The sequence below is a fragment of the Paenibacillus nicotianae genome (genome assembly GCF_042681745.1).
Classification (GTDB): Bacteria; Bacillota; Bacilli; order Paenibacillales; family Paenibacillaceae; genus Saccharibacillus; species Saccharibacillus nicotianae.
Genome location: NZ_JBHUGF010000006.1, coordinates 91,746 through 111,660 on the forward strand (window position 1 = coordinate 91,746; position 19,915 = coordinate 111,660).

19 protein-coding genes are annotated in these 19,915 nt (G+C 38.3%); 2 read left to right on the forward strand and 17 right to left on the reverse strand.

From position 1 onward, the window contains the following. Positions 1-201: 201 nt before the first annotated feature. The 3 genes from ACFSGI_RS02810 to def all read right to left on the reverse strand — a co-directional run bounded on the left by ACFSGI_RS02810 (position 202) and on the right by def (position 4,374). Complete coding sequence (locus tag ACFSGI_RS02810) at positions 202-1,737, reverse strand: response regulator transcription factor (protein WP_204827066.1); 1,536 nt, start codon at positions 1,735-1,737, stop codon at positions 202-204. A 23-nt stretch (positions 1,738-1,760) separates the two neighbouring features. Further along, positions 1,761-3,542: a sensor histidine kinase gene (locus ACFSGI_RS02815; RefSeq protein WP_204827065.1), complete on the reverse strand. Its 1,782-nt coding sequence runs from the start codon at positions 3,540-3,542 to the stop codon at positions 1,761-1,763. Positions 3,543-3,798: 256 nt separating this feature from the next. After that, positions 3,799-4,374 carry a peptide deformylase gene (gene def / locus ACFSGI_RS02820; protein WP_204827064.1) on the reverse strand — a complete coding sequence of 192 codons (576 nt, stop codon included), beginning with the start codon at positions 4,372-4,374 and terminating at the stop codon, positions 3,799-3,801. Between the two features lie 325 nt (positions 4,375-4,699). On the opposite strand from def, the gene ACFSGI_RS02825 reads away from it, so the two are divergent. Then, positions 4,700-5,167, forward strand: coding sequence for a MarR family winged helix-turn-helix transcriptional regulator (locus ACFSGI_RS02825; RefSeq protein ID WP_204827063.1), 468 nt, complete (start codon positions 4,700-4,702; stop codon positions 5,165-5,167). Between the two features lie 80 nt (positions 5,168-5,247). On the opposite strand, the gene ACFSGI_RS02830 is transcribed toward ACFSGI_RS02825, so the two are convergent. From ACFSGI_RS02830 to ACFSGI_RS02845, 4 genes are all read right to left on the reverse strand, one after another. Then, positions 5,248-5,565 (reverse strand): thioredoxin family protein, encoded by a 318-nt coding sequence (locus tag ACFSGI_RS02830; RefSeq protein WP_204827062.1) that lies wholly within the window; start codon positions 5,563-5,565, stop codon positions 5,248-5,250. A gap of 148 nt (positions 5,566-5,713) precedes the next feature. Next, positions 5,714-6,487: an alpha/beta hydrolase gene (locus ACFSGI_RS02835; protein ID WP_204827061.1), complete on the reverse strand. Its 774-nt coding sequence runs from the start codon at positions 6,485-6,487 to the stop codon at positions 5,714-5,716. Between the two features lie 135 nt (positions 6,488-6,622). Further along, a complete protein-coding gene (locus ACFSGI_RS02840; RefSeq protein WP_204827060.1) occupies positions 6,623-7,402 on the reverse strand; it encodes a ZIP family metal transporter in 780 nt (259 codons plus the stop codon). A 121-nt stretch (positions 7,403-7,523) separates the two neighbouring features. Next, on the reverse strand, positions 7,524-8,432 hold the full coding sequence (locus ACFSGI_RS02845; protein ID WP_204827059.1) for an aldo/keto reductase: 909 nt from the start codon (positions 8,430-8,432) through the stop codon (positions 7,524-7,526). A gap of 149 nt (positions 8,433-8,581) precedes the next feature. On the opposite strand from ACFSGI_RS02845, the gene dcm reads away from it, so the two are divergent. After that, complete coding sequence (gene dcm, locus ACFSGI_RS02850) at positions 8,582-9,886, forward strand: DNA (cytosine-5-)-methyltransferase (RefSeq protein WP_204827144.1); 1,305 nt, start codon at positions 8,582-8,584, stop codon at positions 9,884-9,886. Positions 9,887-9,921: 35 nt separating this feature from the next. Here dcm and ACFSGI_RS02855 read toward each other — a convergent pair whose 3' ends face one another. The 10 genes from ACFSGI_RS02855 to ACFSGI_RS02900 form a co-directional block, all read right to left on the reverse strand. Further along, positions 9,922-10,650: a PmeII family type II restriction endonuclease gene (locus ACFSGI_RS02855; RefSeq protein ID WP_204827058.1), complete on the reverse strand. Its 729-nt coding sequence runs from the start codon at positions 10,648-10,650 to the stop codon at positions 9,922-9,924. Positions 10,651-10,707: 57 nt separating this feature from the next. Beyond that, the gene (locus ACFSGI_RS02860) at positions 10,708-10,905 is read right to left on the reverse strand and encodes a YwbE family protein (RefSeq protein WP_204827057.1); all 198 of its coding nucleotides are present in this window, start codon (positions 10,903-10,905) and stop codon (positions 10,708-10,710) included. 142 nt (positions 10,906-11,047) lie between these two features. Beyond that, positions 11,048-11,311 carry a YqkE family protein gene (locus ACFSGI_RS02865; RefSeq protein WP_204827056.1) on the reverse strand — a complete coding sequence of 88 codons (264 nt, stop codon included), beginning with the start codon at positions 11,309-11,311 and terminating at the stop codon, positions 11,048-11,050. Positions 11,312-11,379: 68 nt separating this feature from the next. Then, positions 11,380-12,708, reverse strand: a complete 1,329-nt coding sequence (locus tag ACFSGI_RS02870; protein WP_204827055.1) for a hemolysin family protein — start codon at positions 12,706-12,708, stop codon at positions 11,380-11,382. Positions 12,709-12,951: 243 nt separating this feature from the next. Continuing rightward, on the reverse strand, positions 12,952-13,458 hold the full coding sequence (locus ACFSGI_RS02875) for a hypothetical protein (protein WP_204827054.1): 507 nt from the start codon (positions 13,456-13,458) through the stop codon (positions 12,952-12,954). A gap of 189 nt (positions 13,459-13,647) precedes the next feature. Continuing rightward, positions 13,648-15,336, reverse strand: a complete 1,689-nt coding sequence (locus tag ACFSGI_RS02880) for a glycerol-3-phosphate dehydrogenase/oxidase (RefSeq protein WP_204827053.1) — start codon at positions 15,334-15,336, stop codon at positions 13,648-13,650. 227 nt (positions 15,337-15,563) lie between these two features. Further along, entirely contained in the window at positions 15,564-16,538 is a 975-nt protein-coding gene (locus ACFSGI_RS02885; protein WP_204827052.1) for an iron-hydroxamate ABC transporter substrate-binding protein, read from the reverse strand. A 203-nt stretch (positions 16,539-16,741) separates the two neighbouring features. Next, positions 16,742-18,235: a glycerol kinase GlpK gene (glpK, locus tag ACFSGI_RS02890; RefSeq protein ID WP_204827051.1), complete on the reverse strand. Its 1,494-nt coding sequence runs from the start codon at positions 18,233-18,235 to the stop codon at positions 16,742-16,744. A gap of 63 nt (positions 18,236-18,298) precedes the next feature. Beyond that, a complete protein-coding gene (locus ACFSGI_RS02895; RefSeq protein WP_204827050.1) occupies positions 18,299-19,120 on the reverse strand; it encodes an MIP/aquaporin family protein in 822 nt (273 codons plus the stop codon). A gap of 205 nt (positions 19,121-19,325) precedes the next feature. Continuing rightward, entirely contained in the window at positions 19,326-19,886 is a 561-nt protein-coding gene (locus tag ACFSGI_RS02900) for a glycerol-3-phosphate responsive antiterminator (RefSeq protein WP_204827049.1), read from the reverse strand. Positions 19,887-19,915: the final 29 nt, after the last annotated feature.

The window sequence follows — 19,915 nt, forward strand, 5'->3', positions numbered from 1 at the left end:
TCATCCCTATTGTCATACGACTTAGGGGTATATACCGATTATAAAAGAAAGCGCTTTCTATTTATACCTTCTAAATTATACATAAAATCATATAAAAATTAGATATCGCTTACATTTTATACTTAAAAGTCAAATTGTGCCTGTATCAACGCAGTATGACATGTATTTGAACCTATACATAATCAGGTTATTTCTTCGCATCTACAGATGATCACTTTGTTGATCACGGTATGCAGACGGCGAAACTCCTGTATATTTTTTGAATTTACTATGGAAATAATCTACATTGGCATATCCAACTTGTGAAGCGACTTTGTGTACTTTCATTCCTTGTGCCAACAATGATTTGGCTTGCTCTAACCGTACTTGATCAAGAAAGTGGTTAAATGATTCGCCTGTATGCGTTTTGAACATTTTGCCCAAGTATGCACTATTGTAGTTAAATATTTCAGCCAACAATTCAAGCTTGAGGTTATCGCTATAATTGCGCTGAATAAAATCGGTCATCTGCTTCATAACCGATTCATGAGTGCCATGATTGATCGACTGTAGCAATAGTTCTAATCGGTTTACAACTAATGTAATCATCTGTCTGGTAGTCGATACCGCGTACAATTCAGGAATCAAAGATAGACATTGCTGCACAGCTGCGCCAGAACCTGGTACACTTGCCGGCAAACGGCTAAGAGCAAGTGATAGCACATGAGAACAAAGGCTTTTCACTTCGCGTTCAGAGAGTCCGGCTTTCCATGAAATATCACACAATTCTTCCAACACTCGCTTCGCTGTAGCTATATTGCGAATATCAACAGCATAATATAGACGGTCTGACCATTCCCCTGCTAAAGGAACTTCTGCAAGTGGTTGCTCAGTAGTGGAAGCTACCTCAAGCTCTGTCGACATCACACCATGATCCTCATACCAGAATCGTTGTCCGATCAATGAGGATGCTTCGTCATAGATCAAACGAAGATCTTCTAGGTCTGTGACTACATGACTTGCAGCCAGATACATTTCAGGTTCATCATGCAACCATGACCAGATGTGTTCTTTCAATTGTATTAATTCATGATGTTGCATATAAGGTTGCTCTGTTAGTAAGCCGATATACTGACCTGCACGAAACACAACCCGATGATACGAGTCATTGGAATAATCAGCCAACTTTTGCAATTGCGTAAAAAAGTTTACTTTTTCATCTCCTTGCACATGACTACATTCAATTAAAATCATTTGGTAACGTTCCCATTGTAAATGAAGTGAAGTTGCACTTTGATGTTGTGAGGAAGAAGAGACTAACAATTGTTCTACTTTTTCAGATAATGGTGTCTCAAGAATATGGATAATCATATCTTGTTGCTCTCGATGAAGCGATCCATACACACGACGAAGTTCATCTTGCATTTCATCTTCATCTACCGGTTTGAGTAAATATCCATCTACACCGAATCCTAATGCTTTACGTGCATATTCAAAATCAGCATGTCCACTCAAAATTAAAAAATGCGCTTGCTGATATTGCTGGCGAATTTGTTCGATCACTTCAAGTCCACTCATCCCGGGCATACGAATATCCATAATCGTTAAATCCGGTTTCCAGCGTTCAAATTTCTGAATAGCATCTCTTCCATTTACCGCAGCATCGACAACTTCAAATCCAATCTCGTTCCAATTAATAATCGTTTTTAGTCCTTCGCGAATCGCTGGTTCATCATCTACGATCATCACTTTAAACATTATTTATTGCCCCCTGACATTAATTAATCGGTTGTGGCTGGTATTTTAAATGAAATTTGAGTTCCTTCCCCAAGCATACTGGATATATGAAGTCCATAGGTTGCACCATAGGACAAAATCAATCGCTGATGTACATTACGTAATCCGATACGATCTCCTTGCTGGCTCTCATTAACTTGCAAAGAATTTTTTACCCATTGTAAACGTTCATCCGATATCCCTGCTCCATTGTCGATAACATCAATCATGATATCTTGATCAATCCGCAAAGTACGAATAATAATCAATCCGCCATTTTCCCGGCTCTCCAGACCATGAATAATTGCATTTTCTACTAAGGGCTGAATAATAAGTGGTGGAATCGATATTGCTTTGGTTTGAGGATCGATCAGTAATTCATAATTTAGACGATCACCAAAGCGAAACTTTTGAATTTCCAAATACGACTTAATTAATTCCATTTCACCTTGTAAAGTCGTATTTTTCATACCAATCTCCAAATTATTACGAATCAACTTACCCAGCAAGCGCACAATATACGCGATCTCTTGTTCACCACGAATATGAGCTTTCATACGTATCGATTCCAGAGCATTAAAAAGAAAGTGAGGATTGATTTGACTGGCTAACATTTTAAAACTGATCTCTTTTTGACTCACTTCAAGACGCGTGTTGCGTTCATTGGATTCATACACTTGATCCATTAATGTTCGTATACTCACAACCATATCGTTGAATTTGCGTGAAAGCTGTCCAATCTCATCGGCTCCTGCAATATGTGAGACTGCTTTTAGATCGCCTGTACCTACTTTGTTCATCTGACGACTTAGACCGGATAAGCGGCGTGTAATCAGGTGAGAAATCAAGTATAAAAATAACAATCCCGTACACAGAATCAATACCAGTAATCCGGTACCGATTAGAATAATACGATTGGAATCCCGTACTATACTTTCATTTGCAAATACCGAGATAATTTTCAGCCCGTTATCACTGCTGTCTGGCATAACTTCATCGACTACAATATTCGAGAGCTGTCCTTTCACATCACGCTCATAGATGCCTTTCCCTTGAAGATCAGTGCTTATACCTAGCTCTGGATCACCCAACTGTTTACCGATTAAAGTGATATCTTTGGCAGCTACTACATAACCACTATGATCCAAAATCATCGTTTCAAATGGTTCTGCACTCAAAATTGAATTCAGATACGATTGGCTCAGTTCGATAACCAGTACTCCATTGGTCGTATAGTCCGTAAAATTAATTTTACGCACCAGACTGAGTTTTTTGGTTTCACTGATTTCGATATCGTTACGATAAATCCAATTGATTTTGCGACTATTGATAGCGGTCTGATACCATTTGCTATCCCGAACTTCATTGTTTACTTTCATAAATTCTAAATTATTCTGAATCGTATTATTAGTGGTGTAAAATCGGATTGCTGATATTTCAGAGTACAAACGCAGATATTCTTGAAATTCCTGATAATTATGATAAGCAACGACCAGATCATAGACTTTAGTATAGCGTGTGTTGACTACATCACTAAGTCTAGAATCGAATAGTAGTTTGTTAGAAATATCGATCGGTACGCGCAACATTGTATCCATTTGGTTTTTGACACGTTCTACATTATTGGTTGTCTGCTCGATTGCATTATCTAGAGCCGATTGCCTAAAGTAATCTACCACAACTCCACCAATCCCCAGTATAGGAAGCGCGACAATAAAGATATACGCAAAAATCAATTTATTTTTAATTTTCACATTATTCATTCGCTCAATCAACGGCTTCCACATGACTCCCCCTACTTTCTACACCATTAGTTTGCCGTCTAGGATAAAACGCTTACAGAAATCAGAATAATATAACATATCATCTGGCTTATGTTTATTCTATTTATCATATCACAAACCAATTTGAAAAGACTGCCTTCACAACAGCAGTCTTTTTACCGATATCATTAATAACTTAGCACATTAACAATATAAATCCATTTTCATCCATAATATCCAGCGATATGATTCAACCGTCCTCTATAGCTGTAATGAATACTTACAGTGGACGAATAAACTCAACCTCTGGCAAACGACCTGGATCTTTTTTATTAATATGGTCGTAGAACATTACACCGTTCAAATGATCTAATTCGTGCTGAATCACGACAGCTTCAAACCCTTTTAGCTTCAACGTAAACGGCTTCCCGTCAGGTGTAAATGCTTTGATCGTTATTTTCTCATACCGTGGTACGAATCCTTCTACATCACGGTCAACAGACAAACATCCCTCTCCGTGCTCCAGATAGACCATTGCTGTAGAATGACTCACTAATTTGGGATTGCAAAACACATACTCAAGTTGCCGATCTTGGTCATTAGTAAAATAGACTACAAACACTCTTCCATCCCAACCAACCTGATTAGCTGATAATCCTATTCCTGGACGCAAACCATATTGTTCAGCTAATTTCTCATCTTGTGATTTTTTCAAAAAATCCATCATTCGATTCGCACGTGTACGATCTTCATCAGATAACGGTAATTTCACAGGTTCCGCTACTTTTCGCAAAATCGGATCACCTTCACGTACAATTTCGTCCATCGTTACAAAAGAAAGTGAAGAATTATTCAATGTATAGCAGCCACCTTTATATTTGTCATAGATTGGAATTCACACAAAGTGATAGTCAAATCACATTATTTTAGATTTAATTATAAAAAATGTTCAATTTTACGTCAATGATAACGTTTACTTGTCTCAATCTGTCGAATTTGCATTGACGATAGTATGGTAACAAATTACTATATTGTTAAGGAAGTTTTAAGAATGATCGAAATCTTAGTATCTTTTTCACATTTACTTTCGTTTTTTACTGTTAATTGTAGTTGTATAGTGCAGTATACAATGATAGTTAACTAAGAGTTTTATTTATATATATCGAAGGAGGATTTACAATTTGGAAACGTCTAATGAACTTCTCAAAAGCTATTTAACACTTGTGGATCGTATGCCACGTATTATGGAGCTCCCTACCTTAATGCGACAACTCAAGTCTAATGCTACAGAAGTGTACATCCTGCACTTTTTACTAGCAAACGGCAGTCAATATGGTACAGACATTGTCCGGGCAACAGGTCTGACTACCAGTGCCGTTACACAGATCTGCGATAAGTTAGGACAAGAAGAGTTGATTGAGCGTACACGATCAGATCAAGATCGCCGGTATGTGAGTATTTCAATTACCCGTAAAGGGGAAGAAGCACTAGATGGAATGTACAAAATTATGTCTAATAAATTAGTTGAAAGTATTCGTGGGCTTAGTGATGATGAGGCACATGAATTATTAGGACATTTCAGAAGTGTAGAACATTTGATTATGAAGCGTAAAGATTTGACGATCAACGAATTATCGGTCAAAAGTTAACAAGGTTGCACTTGTAGCATCCTGCTGTATATAAAAAACGTCCGAATGGAATATATTCCATTCGGGCGTTTTTATTTATATTACTCTACTGTTGCTAAATATTCAGCAACTTGTGTAGGAGTTTTAGCAAATTTACTGTGCAAATGAGCTATTTTTTCACCATTACGGTACACAAGCAAGCTTGGTATTCCTCTTACTTCATTTTGCTCTGCTAAATCTTGAAACTTTTCTGCATCCATCGCAAAGAACTGTTTGTCATTGTTCTTTTCGATAATATCGACCATAAAGCGGTCAAGCGTTTTGCAATCCGGGCACCAGTTTGTATCAAATTTGATCACAGTAAGGTCGTTACCATTAATCAAATTGCGGTATTGATCTTCCGATTCTATTCTTTCCATTAGGAAGTGATTCCTCCTTTGAGTGATGATTCAATTAGCAACTATACAAAATATAATCTCTTAATATGAAGATGTTGCTATCTTTATTATCTGCTCTTTATTCGCATTTGGCAAGAATACAGTCTGTAATGTGGAGCAGAAATTATAATTATTTCAATAAACCGACTGTTTTTTGATCAAATAACCAGCCCATCAGATCAGGAAAACGCTGATAAAACGTTTCAGGATCATGATCGTCACCATCAATGCGTTCAAAATAGAAATGAGGTTCTGGAATATTGTTCAGCAAAATACTTACTGCTTCATCGGTACACGTCTGGATCAACCGCTGACGATTAGCTTTTCCTAAGCCTTCTAGATTGCCTATATCCATATAGATACGCAGATCAGGAGATAGATGCTGACGCTCTTTCATAAATTCGATAAATCCTTCATACCAGAGCGAAGCCGACATGCTTCCTATTCTGCCAAAAACATGTGGATAGACATAAGCTGCAAATAAAGACACCAGACCTCCCAGAGACTTGCCTACAATCCCTGTCATTTCAGGTCGACTATCTGTATAGAAGTTCTGATCAATCCATGGTTTAAGCTCATGAGCAATCATATTCAAATACTCGGTGGCACGTCCGCCAAAATCTCCATGACCCAGCCCTGGATACAGAGCGCGTGCATACCACGGGGTATATTCAACTAAAGGATCATATGCAGCAATTCCCACCAGAATCAATTCTGGCAAAGTACCTGCGGCAAAGCGTTGTTCCAAGTTATATAAAGTTCCGTTCAATACCAGATCAAATACATCTCCACCATCATGAACATACACGACTGGTAACGTATACGATGCTGTATCATAAGAAGGTGGCAAATAAATCAGCAAGTCTCGACCTGCATACATTTTGGTAAAAAGTGTTCCCCGCATACGACTCTCTCCCCCTACTGATAATGATTATCAATTAGTATACCAAATGATCGAGAAGATGACAAAAAAAGCTTATCGATGTTATGTACACCGAATAAGCTCTTTTTTAAACACAACTATCGCTTCCTGATTTGCTTATGATCCGATACTTAACAACAACGCAGTCAGTAATCCAAGTGAAGCGATCAACCCGACTAACGGGCCGCCATCTTCATACGCTTCTGGCATCATCGTAGAACAGATCATCGCTATAATACCACCACCGGCAAAAGCACCGATGCCTGCTTTGATCTCATCTGGTAATAATTCTAAAAACAGATACCCTGCCATCGAAGCTAGAGCAGAGATCACAAGCACAACTGCCCACATGCCAAAAATTTTGCCACGTGAATAATGACTTTGCTTCAGCCCTACCGTACTGGATAATCCTTCAGGAATATTGCTGACAAAAATAGAAATAACCAATACCAGGCTGACACCCTGACCGGCAAGTAGACTTGCTCCGATCATAATCGATTCAGGAATCGCATCCATTACAGTACCTGCAAATATACCAAGTCCACTTTGACTACTGCCGTCTTTTGCTTTGGAAGAAGAATTGGAAGCAGGCGATGAAGAGTCGTCCTTACTCATATAGGAACGCTTACGGTTCGCTCCCCCTTTACGGGATATGTATAGATCAAATGCAGTGTATACAATCGCACCCACCATAAAACCTATGCCTGTTGCCCAGATGCCTCCATCTTCAACGGCATCCGATAACAATTCAAAAGCAACTGCTCCAATAAGCGTTCCTGTACCAAAAGCCATAATCCAGCCAATAATCTTTTTCGGCATATTGAAAAACATCGCAATCAAAGCTCCTAATAAAACCGCAGAGCCTGCTATCGCACCCCACATTAACGCATTCCACATATTTATTCTCCTCTCACTACACTGTCTTATTATTAACCCAAAATAAGAACTTTAGACCGATGTGAGCGTAAAAAAATAGAATAAATGTATCAAATACGAATATGAACGCTTTTTCATATGATTAACGATGTTGTGTATACTGATTAGCAGCACGAATTGAGCGAATCATTTGTAGTTCATCATCGGTTAATGCTGGCGATGAAGCCGCTTCTACATTTTCACGTAATTGTTGTGAAGAACTTGCTCCTGCTGCTAGCACTGCTACTGCTGGATGAGCAAGTACATATTGAATAGCAGTCTGTGAAAGGCTTCTATTTGCCTGTGTAAGAGGTTCTAATTGCTGACGTAGACTGATGACTTCTTCGCCGCTAATGTCCAGATAACCCTTCTGTGCTTTGTCCTCGCGTCCATCTGCTAATGCGCCGCTTGCTACAGCACCACGCACAATAGAACTGATCCCTTTTTGTGTTAATAAAGGTAATACTTCTTCTTCAGGACGGCGATCTAAAATACTATATTGGCTCATCACACTTACAATATGAGAACGATCTACATATTCACGGATAACATTAGGACGAATCGAAGAAATACCGTATTCACGAATGAGACCTTCTCTTTTTAATTGGGCAAAAGCTTCAATCGTTTCATCGATATTATCGTCCAATGTACCGCCATGTAATTGATACAGATCGATATAGTCGGTCTGCAAGCGTCGTAAGCTTTCTTTGATTGCTTCCATAATATGAGCTTTGGACGGATTCCAGACTAAGCCGTCTTGACCTTCTACACGAGTATTCCCTACTTTGCTGGCGATAATCACATCACTACGACGACCTTTGATCGCTTTACCAATCAATTCTTCGTTATGACCGTTATCGTAAATGTCTGCTGTATCCAAAAAGTTAATCCCGAGATCAAGCGCTTCATGAAGCAAAGGAATCACTTGGCTCTCGTCTGTTCCAAGAGACATACAACCTAGTCCAATCTCACCTACGATTAAATCGGATGTACCGAGTCTATTCTTTTTCATTATTGATCATCCTTTTAAATTTAATTTAATAGTTATATTGACTTTTTAAAAAAAACATTCATAATAACCCTATAAAAGTTAAAAACTATTTTAACTATATTGGAGGGTTATATTTGTATACAATTAGTAAAGATAAAGTGAGATTACATATGAAAAAAAATGGAATCTCTACGCAAAAAGATTTAGCAGCCCAGTTAGGAATTAGCAAGAGTCAATTGTCAATGTTGCTATCTCCTAATTTTAATCCTATAAAATCTAATGCCATGAAATTATGTGAAATGCTAAACGTCAAATTTGAAGACATTATTCTACCCGAGCAAATTTCTCTTACTCTAGATGATACAGAAACTTTATTAGAACAGTCACAAAATGAAGCAATACATGCTTCGGATTATAAAAATAATAATTTTAAATCAATAAACGATATTAAAGCATCCACAACCTATTCAGCAATAGAACTCTTTGCAGGGGCAGGCGGATTAGCACTAGGACTCGAAAAAGCCGGTTTTGAATCTAAAGGTCTTGTAGAAATAGATAAGTATGCTTGCAAAACTCTCAGAAAAAACAGACCTCATCTTAATATTATTGAAAAAGATATTATTCAAGTAGCAGATCAAGGAATTCGAAACTTTGTAAATATTCCTATAGGTGAACTTGATCTCTTATCTGGAGGTTATCCTTGCCAATCTTTTAGTTATGCTGGAAAGAAAATGGGATTATCTGACGCTAGAGGCACTATGTTTTATTATTATGCTCAAATACTGAAGCAACTTCTTCCTAAAACGTTTTTAGCTGAAAACGTAAAAGGTTTACTTAACCATGATAATGGAAAAACTTTATCTCTAATGCTTAAAGTATTCTCAGACATTGGTTATAAAGTTAGTTGGCAGGTTTTGAAATCGCTGGATTATAATGTTGCTCAAAAAAGAGAAAGACTAGTCATTATAGGTATCAGAAACGATTTAGTAGAAAACTATCATTTAGAATATCATTTCCCACAACCATTTGAATATAAACCTACCTTAAAAGATATTTTAAAGGACGTTCCTTATTCAGATGGTGCTAAATATCCTGAATCTAAAAAGAAGGTTTTAGATCTTGTACCACCAGGTGGATATTGGAGAGACCTTCCTGATGAAATAGCTAAAAGTTATATGGGAAAAAGTTATTACTCAGGTGGTGGTAGAACAGGAATGGCAAGAAGACTCTCATGGGAAGAACCTTCTTTAACTTTAACCTGTTCCCCAGCTCAAAAACAAACTGAACGCTGCCATCCTGACGAGACCAGACCATTTACAGTCAGAGAATATGCTAGAATACAAAGTTTTCCTGATAGTTGGGAGTTTGATTGTTCAACTGCTAATGCGTATAAACAAATAGGAAATGCAGTACCTATTAATATGGCAAAAGCAATCGGATTATCTATTATTAATGTTTTAAATCAAATCAAATAATTAGATGTTTTAGTTTGAAAGGCTTTGAAGTACATTCAAAGTCTTTTTGCTTTTAATTCATTTTCTATCTCTAAAGCTAGAGCATCAATAACTTCTTCGATTAATTGAGAACCATCAATTTCAGAAGCAACATCTCCAATTGCATCCGTTAAGTTCTGATAGAAATCTTCATGTCCTGTTAGCCTCTGCCAAAAATCTTTTCCTGCAAAGACTGGATAATCATCGTTTATCTTTTTATAATGAGAACTTAAATCTTTAGATGTGCCATAAAATACACCTACAATTAAATCTTCCATATCAATTCTCATATTATTTGTTCTAGCAAGATGTTTAATGGCTTTGAAATGATCCTTAATTGTTTTAACATCATCTTTATTAAGAGTATTTGGTCCCGCTTTTATTTGACAATACTTTTTTCGTCCATCTATTTTATCTATAAATTCAATATCTATACCAGATGTAGTTGATGAAAATCCTTCTAAAACTTCATGGCAAAACTTCTGTAGCTTATTTCCAAAAGAAGTGTTGATTGATGTTCCCAAAACCCTTGGATAAACCAATGCTCGAGCTATACTCTCTGGATTATCATTTCCCATTAAAAAACTAGCTTTGTATTTATCTAAAAATGGATTAAGATCAAATTCTTTAAGTTTTTTGAGTTTCTTAGTATTGGCTTGATGACTGGGTATAATTTCTTTTCTAAAAAAATCTTGTGCTTTAATTATAATTTCACTTAATGAATCTGGACTCATTTGCTGTGTCATAATTAATATCCTCTCTTTTAAAAATCTTAACTACTATAAATTTAACAATTTTTCACTTTAAATACTAATAATATTTTTTACCCGTCCTACATCTCCTGATTGTAGACGCACTTTGATTCCATGCGGATGGTTGGGTGAATTGGTCAAAATATCTTTGACAATCCCTCTTGTTAATTTACCTGTACGTTGATCTTGTTTGAGTACAATATCGACTTCTATTCCTGCTTTAATATTGGCACGTGTCTGACCACTCATTATTTATTCCCACTTTCTATATTTAACATGTATAACAAATGCCGATAAAGCACTCCTACGAGCACTATACCGGCATTTGGATTACTTCTGTATACCTGATCAAGACTATACTACTTCTTTATTCAAAAGATCATATACCGATTTATTTGAATTTTTTCCAGTCTTGTTTGGTATTTTCGAGCAAATATTCAAAATCGTTATCACGACGTTTTTGTTCTGCTTTGCGAGCATCTTCTGCTTCTTGTTGTTGCTTTTCTTTGCGTTGTTGCTCTTCTGCTTTGAGCTCGGTTGCTTGCGCTTTGAGCTTATCCAGTACATCAGCACTTAGCATGTCTTTGAGTGTAGCTGGTCGATCTTGTGCTGGTGTAGCGGTCGGTCTTGCAGATGCTCTATTTTTCTTAGCCATCTATAATCACCTCTTTGAGTATACGAACTTGTTATAGTATACCATCGTTACAGAATAGACGAAAATGATTACTCTTGCTCTTCTTCATCTTCCTCTTCAAATGTAGTCACTTCGATTTCTTTGATATGACGATTCTCCATACGAGTTACGGTAAATTCATATTCTTCGACCCGTACCGATTCACCTTCATGAATATTAAATTTCTGCGCCCAGATCCAACCACCAATCGTATAGGCTTCACCGGCTTCGATATCGGTTCCTAGACGACGATTCACTTCATGGATTAATGCCAGTGGTTGTAGACGATAATGCTTGTCTCCTAGCTTATGAATCGCTGGTGTAGCGGCAGGTTCGATATCGGATTTGGAAGGAATATCACCAACAATTTCTTCTAAAATATCTTCTAGTGTCACCATACCTGCTGTTCCGCCATACTCATCTAACAAAACCGCCATATGAATATTTTGCTTTTGCATTTGCCCTAGTAATTCACGAGCAGGCACAGTCTCAATCAATTGCAGTACAGGCTTGATAAAAGGCGCAATCGGATCGGTAGGTGTATGTGGATGACTTACTGCATCTCGCAATACTTCTTTGACATTGAGCAAGCCAATAATTCGGTCTTTGTCTCCATCCAGAGCCACAGGAATCAGGCTGTAAGGCTCTTCTTTCACCAGCTCATAGAAGTCTGCTAATTGTGCTTCATGCCCGATATACTTCATCTCTGTACGCGGAACCATAATCTCACTACCGACTAATTCATCAAACTCAAACACATTATTCAAATAACGATATTCGGTCGGTGTAATATTACCACTTTTGAATCCTTCAGATAAAGCAAATCGTAACTCTGCTTCACTCTGCGCCGCATCTTGTTCAGAAATAGGCTTTACGCCGAATAATCCTGTAATCAGACGTGCTGAACGACTCAATACCCAGTTGAATGGATACGTTATCCGGTAAAACACCATCATCGGACGAGCAAAAAATAACGCCATCGGTTCAGCCAATTGAATCGCAAACGATTTGGGAACCAGTTCCCCGATCAATACTTCAAAATAAGTCAGTAATAAGAACGCGATAATAAACGATATGACCGATTCTAATCCTGCTGGAACATGCACCCAGACAAAGACCGGATGAAGTAATTCTTCAATCGTCGACTCGCCTAACCAACCCAGTGCTAACGATGTTAATGTTGTTCCCAACTGACAAGCTGATAAAAACTCATCCAATTTGGAAATAATATTCTGAACAGCAACTGCGTTTTTGTTGCCTTCTTCAGCCAATTGATTGATTTTGGAAATACGTACACGAATAATCGAATATTCAGATGCCACAAAAAAGGCGGTTAACAAAATAAGTACAATCACCAATATTAAATTCAAAAATTCCATCCCTTGCTCCCCTTTGCGTGATCTATCTCTTTGTACAATAAAAGTATGTATAGATGTACACATATGCAATACATTACCCATTTTTGACTGCTGTGCTTTGATTCTATTCAAAAAAAGAATAGTGATACACAACAAAAAAAGCAATCAGAACTGAGATTACCGTTCTAATCGCTTTACTTTGGAATGATTTTATAACCTATACGAATGTATCATCTAGCAATAACTTCAATATACTGTACTTTATTATTTGGTTTTTGGCTTACGATCGACCAATAACCATGCTCCACCTAATAGAACAGCAAGCGCAACCAGAGGTTGTACAAATACTACATGATGAAGAATAGAATCTAACGAAAATACAGCAAAAAACAACAATCCGACTACAGTTAAAATATTAATCGGAATCAATAACCATTTGTTACGAGAACCTAACCAGTAAAATTCAAATAATCCTAATGCTACTGCAAGTATGTAACCCGGCCACATCACTGCCCAAAGATCAAACAATGTAGCGATTTGACTCACTACACCTGCTCCTAGCAAAATTCCACCTGGAATCAATAATCCTTTATGTTTGGAATGCAGCAACGAAAAATGCAACCAGTGAAAAAATAGTCCTAGCGGAATCACAAATAATGTCGGCCAAAATGTAGCAAAAATCGCTCCGACTCCTGTCGATCCACCTGGATTCAAAAATAAATAAACACCCAACAACAATAATACCGGTGCAAGAACTGCTTTTTTAATCATGATCCTTACACACCCCTTTTCTATTTCGTAATCTTTGATTACACTGTATCACAACTTGCTCTTCAACTCATCCGCCTATAGAAGATAATAAACCTAGACTAAAGTCGTAGTTGATTACAAGCTACATACAAAAAGACTCTTCCACAACGGAAGAGTCTTTCATAATTTGATTATATGCTCAAGCTAATTTTAGATTGCAAATCCACTTTTCGTTGGCGCATCAGAAGGTACAACAGCATCATGCAAATGCCCTTCTAATTCGTCTGTATAACGACGTTTTTGATCGGCTGTCCAGTTGAAGCGTCTGGACATATATTCGATTACAGGTTGTTTCCATTCATGTACCCAGTTGATATTGAAAAATAAAGCTCCTGTACGACGGATAAAGAAATCAACCGGTTTGACTGTCATTTCTTCTTGGATAGCATAAGCAATACGAGCACGAATATCTGCTGGTAATCCTAACTCGTCTGCAATCGGATCTGCCTGACGTACCAGTTCAAATAATTTGCTAACATTGGAACCGTAAAATCCTGCTAGATATTCCGCTTGTTCTAGTGTTAATCCAGCTTGTCTACCTTTATCTCCTTGTTGCAAGATAAAAGCAGGTAGGTTAGCGGAACCGCCTACATCGCCACCGGAGATAGCCATATGTTTGGTCTGACAAGCTTTGAATTTTTTGCCTTGCTCTTTGCCGATTAATTCTGCCGCTAGATCGATAACCATTTCAGCCATTTTGCGATAACCGGTTAATTTACCACCAGCAATCGTAATCAAGCCGCTATCGGATTGCCATACTTCATCTTTACGAGAGATTTCAGAAGGATCTTTACCTTCTTCATAGATCAATGGACGTACACCTGCCCAGCTAGATTCTACATCAGCCGCTGTCACTTTTACACTCGGGAACATATAATTGATCGCTTTTAATACATAATCACGATCTTCCAGTGTCATTTGTGGGTGAATAGGATCGGCTTTGTAGACCGTATCTGTTGTACCTACATACGTTTTGCCGTCTCTTGGAATCGCAAATACCATCCGACCGTCCGGTGTATCAAAGTAAACAGCTTGTTCAAGCGGGAAACGCTCATGATCGATAACCAGGTGAATCCCTTTAGTCATTTGTAGCACTTTACCTTTTTTGGATTTATCCAATTGGCGAAGTGTATCTACCCACGGGCCTGCTGCATTGATAACTTTACGCGCGAAAATGCTATATTCATGACCGCTAATTGTATCGGTAACTTTAACCCCTTTTAGCTTGCCATTTTCATAAATAAATTCAGATGCTTTGGTATAGTTAGACGCATACGCACCACGTTTTACCGCTTCTTTGATTACTTCAATCGTTAAACGAGCATCATCGGTACGGTATTCTACATAATAACCGCCACCTTGTAGACCGTCTTTTTTGATTAAAGGTTCTTTGAACATCGTTTCTTTTACACTTAACATTTTACGACGTTCATTTCTTTTGACGCCTGCTAAGTAATCGTATACACGTAGACCGATCGAAGTACTGAAGCTACCGAATGTTCCACCTTTGTGAAAAGGAAGTAACATCCATTCTGGTGTAGTGACATGCGGGCCATTTTCATAAACGACTGCACGTTCTTTCCCTACTTCAGCTACCATCTTCACTTCAAATTGCTTCAAGTAACGCAATCCACCATGAACCAATTTAGTAGAACGGCTGGATGTTCCTGCTGCATAATCTTGCATTTCAACCAGACCTGTTTTCATACCGCGAGTCACAGCATCTAACGCAATTCCCGATCCTGTTATTCCGCCACCAATTACTAATACATCTAATACTTCGCTACTCATATGCTCTAAAGCATTGGCTCTGTTTTGTGCTGAAAATGTTGTATTCATCTGTAGTTCCTCCCTTATTTGAACGCACTATATTGTTTATTTTTACCAGTCATAAGCAATAAAAAAGAGACCACGAATAATTACACTAAAACGGTTGTATACCGCGTGTACTCGTGGTCTCTCCAAAGTCTCATGACGTTATTATTAACTTGTTAACTACATTGTACCATATTAGCTTTAGGGTAGCAAAGAATTTAGACAATTTTTTAGACATTTATACTGACCCATTAAGATTGAGTTAAACTTTTTACGATATAATCAAGCTGTGCATTCATCGAAATAGGATCGTTGAAATAATACGCGATAGGATCAATGCGGTAGACATGATTGCTTTTCACTGCCGGCAAGTCTTTCCATAGACTACTGTTGTACACTGTACTTCCATCTTTATCATCGTCTCCACCCCATGGTGAAGTGAAAATATAATCTCCTGCAAAATCAGGCAAATTTTCTAAAGAAAGACTTGTAAAACCTGCACCACTATCTATCGCTTCTTTTTGTAACATCGGGGTAGCTTTAAGACCTAATGCTTGATAGATAATCTCTCCACCGCGGCCGTAGGTATCTCCCATCGCATAGATTCCTTTGGCATACGGTTGAAGAATAGAGACTGTTTTGTCGCCTACAGCAGCATGTACTTTGGGTTTGACTTCATTAATTTTCGCTTCCCATGCGGCGGCTACTTCTTTGGCTTTATCTTCTGTGCCTGTCATTTTACCTAATTCTTGCAATAACTCTTTGTACGTATATTGTCCATATTTGATTGCAACAGTCGGAGCAATTTCCTGATATTTTTCTAGATTTTTATCATTATCCCAGATCACAATCAAGTCTGGATTCAATGCTAATATTTCTTCAATATCTGGACTATCGCTTAAATTAGTAACACCATTCAGCGTTTCTTTCAACATAGAACTTTGAAAAACATAATCAATTGTAGCAATCGGCTTAATGCCCAACGCATATAGATATCCATAATAACTAGCTGCAATAACAACAACACGCTGAGGATGACTGGGCACTTTCACTTCGCCATTTGCCGCTTTGTATGTAATCGTCTTATTTTCTGTTGTGGCTGGTTTCTCCATTGTTGATGATGTCGGTGGAGAAGCTGTTGGTGTTGTACTTTGACCACAAGCCGCTAGAATAGCAATCAGCAAAATGGTAGTGAAAATCATACTGAATTTTTTGAGGATGTACATGCTGTATAACCGCCTTTTATCCGTAATATTTTATTCCTGAATAAATGATAAAGATTATCATTATCAATTGGAATATTAGCACAGAATGAAAAGCATTGCATCCATTTTTTAAAAATACACTAGACCAAAAACCCCTTCTCTAGAATAAGAAAAGGGGTTTTTGGTATGAGTTATATGGATCTGATCATACTTACGTTATGATTTTATTTAAAAGCCATTGTCGCATGAACAGCTTTTTGCCAGCCAGCATATAGACTTTCACGACGTGATTCTTCCATATTCGGGGTAAATTGATCGTTCAATTCTTCGTGTGCTGCGGCAATCTCATCTAGACTTGTCCAGTATCCTGTTGCAAGTCCTGCAAGATAAGCTGCTCCTAAAGCTGTCGTCTCATTTACAACAGGACGATCTACAGGAACACCTAGAATATCGCTTTGGAACTGCATTAAGAATTTATTTTTTACTGCTCCACCATCGACTTTAAGCGATTCGACTTTGAGCCCTGTGTCGCTTTCCATCGCGGTTAATACATCTTTGGTTTGATATGCTAGTGATTCTAATGTAGCGCGAATAAAATGCTCTTTGGTTGTACCGCGACTAAGACCAAAAGCCGCTCCGCGTACTTCACTATCCCAATAAGGACTACCCAATCCTACAAAAGCAGGTACAAGATAGACGCCATCTGTAGATTCTACACGTGCAGCATAAGCTTCACTATCTGCTGCATCGCGGAACATCCGCAGACCATCGCGTAACCATTGAATAGCAGAACCCGCTACAAAGATACTTCCTTCTAGTGCATAATGAATTTTACCATCTACACCGCAAGCGATAGTTGTAATTAGACCATGCTCGGAGCGAATAGGTTCTTCACCTGTATTCATCAGCATAAAGCAACCTGTACCGTATGTGTTTTTGATCGATCCTTTTTCATAACAAGCTTGTCCGAATAGTGCTGCTTGTTGATCTCCTGCTGCACCAGCAATCGGAATATTTTGACCGAAGAAATGATAATCGACAGTATGTGCATACACTTCAGAAGAAGGACGTACTTCTGGCAACATCGAAGCTGGAACACCCAAGATATCAAGCAACTCTTCGTCCCATTTCAATTCATAGATATTGTACATTAACGTACGAGAAGCATTAGAATAATCAGTTACATGCGCTTTACCACCGGATAATTTCCAGATTAACCACGTATCAATCGTACCGAACATTAATTCGCCACGTTCTGCACGTTCGCGTGTACCTTCCACATGATCCAGAATCCATTTTACTTTGGTACCGGAGAAGTAAGGATCAATCAACAATCCTGTTTTATCGCGGAATGTTTGTTCTAGATCACGTTTTTTGAGATCTTCACAGATTTCAGCACTTTGACGAGATTGCCATACCAGTACATTATAGACAGGATCTCCTGTTTTGCGATCCCAGACAACTGTAGTTTCACGTTGGTTGGTAATACCGATTCCTGCGATCTGTACCGGCTTGATTCCAGACTCGGACAGACAAGAAGCGATAACCGCTAGAATCGAACTCCAAATTTCATTTGCATTTTGTTCAACGGTGCCCGGCTTCGGGAAATATTGTGGAAATTCACGCTGCGCCATATATACAATTTCACCTTTTTTGTTAAACAAAATTGCGCGCGAGCTTGTTGTTCCTTGATCCAGTGCCATAATATATTTTTCCATAAATAAGTTCCTCCTTGAGTGGTATACACTAATAAGTCCTATACAATGATGAATAGTTATGAGTTACGCAGTTACTTTACGAGAAACAGAATCTTGTGCTTTACGACCTGAACGATGAGCGAAAAACAAGCAAATCGCTGTAACTACTAACAGTACCCATAGCAGAGGTGTACTTTGACCTTGAAATACATTTTTGTAAAATAGACCACCGATCGAACCGCCTAACAATGGCCCGATAAATGGAACCCAAGCATATTTCCAATTGGAAGAACCTTTACCTGCAATCGGCAACAATGTATGCATCAGACGAGGACCTAGATCACGAGCTGGATTGATTGCATACCCTGTTGTTCCTCCAAGCGATAAGCCGATACTAACCACTAATAAACCAACAATCAATGGATGAACACCTTCTGTAAATTGATTCGCACCCATAGATAACAATACCATGACAAAAATAAATGTACCGATAATTTCACTCAGCATATTTCCGACAGGATGTTTAATAGCCGGTGATGTTGAAAATACGCCTAGTTTGGTCGCAGGATCTGGAGTTGCTTTCCAGTGCGGTAAGTATTGTAAATAGACCAGCAATGCACCTGCCATCGCTCCGATCATCTGTGCCAAAATATATGACGGAACCTGACTCCATGCAAAATCGCCGTTAAAAGCAAGAGCTAGTGTGACAGCCGGATTCAAATGAGCCCCGCTAATATCACCTACAGCATATACAGCCATTCCTACCCCAAGACCCCAACCTGCGGTAACAACCATCCAACCTGAACTTTCTGCAAATGATCCTTTTAATGCAACGCCTGCCGAAACGCCAGCGCCTAAAGCAATCAGAATCATTGTTCCTACTAATTCTGCTATAAATGGTGACATGATAATTCCCTCCATTCAAAGTAGCAAGTTATTTCAACCGATAGACAACAGAAAAAGCCACTGCAAACCACCCCTTCAGTTGTAGGGGTCTTTGCGTGGCTCTCCGGTTCTCCGTCACATTATTAACTTGATAAGTTCATCATATCGTAACATGTAAGCGGTGTCAATATGATAATTTTCATGTGATCTTCATTTTAATGATTTTTCACTTATCTGTACGATAGTGAGCAAACAACTGATCATTGGATGTTGTGACCGCTGTTGCCCCCGCAGTTAGCGCCTGTTCCACATCATCTGCTGTGCGAATAAGACCGCCTGCAAATACAGGAATATTAGTACGTTCAATCACTTCTTTGATCATATGAGGGACTACCCCCGGTAAGACTTCAATATAATCTGGCTGTGTCTTTTGCAATAAAGCATAACTTTTTTCAAGCGCAATTGTATCTAGCATAAATACACGTTGAATCGCTATAACACCTTTTTGCTTGGCTTTCAAAATCATATTACCACGTGTCGAAATAATACCGTAAGGCTTAATCTCCTGACACAAGTATTCGGCTGCATACTCATCATTTTTAAGCCCGTGCACCAGATCAGCATGCAAAAACATTTTTTTATGCTGTTGATTTGCCATTTTATAAATATTTTTGAGTTGTGCGATATGAGTATCTAAAAATACTCCATATTCATACGAACTGGATAAGATTTGTTCAAATTGCTTCATACTTTTGGCTGCTGGCAAAATCGCCTGACCGTAAAACATCGTTAATCACTCTTTTCTACATAAGTAAG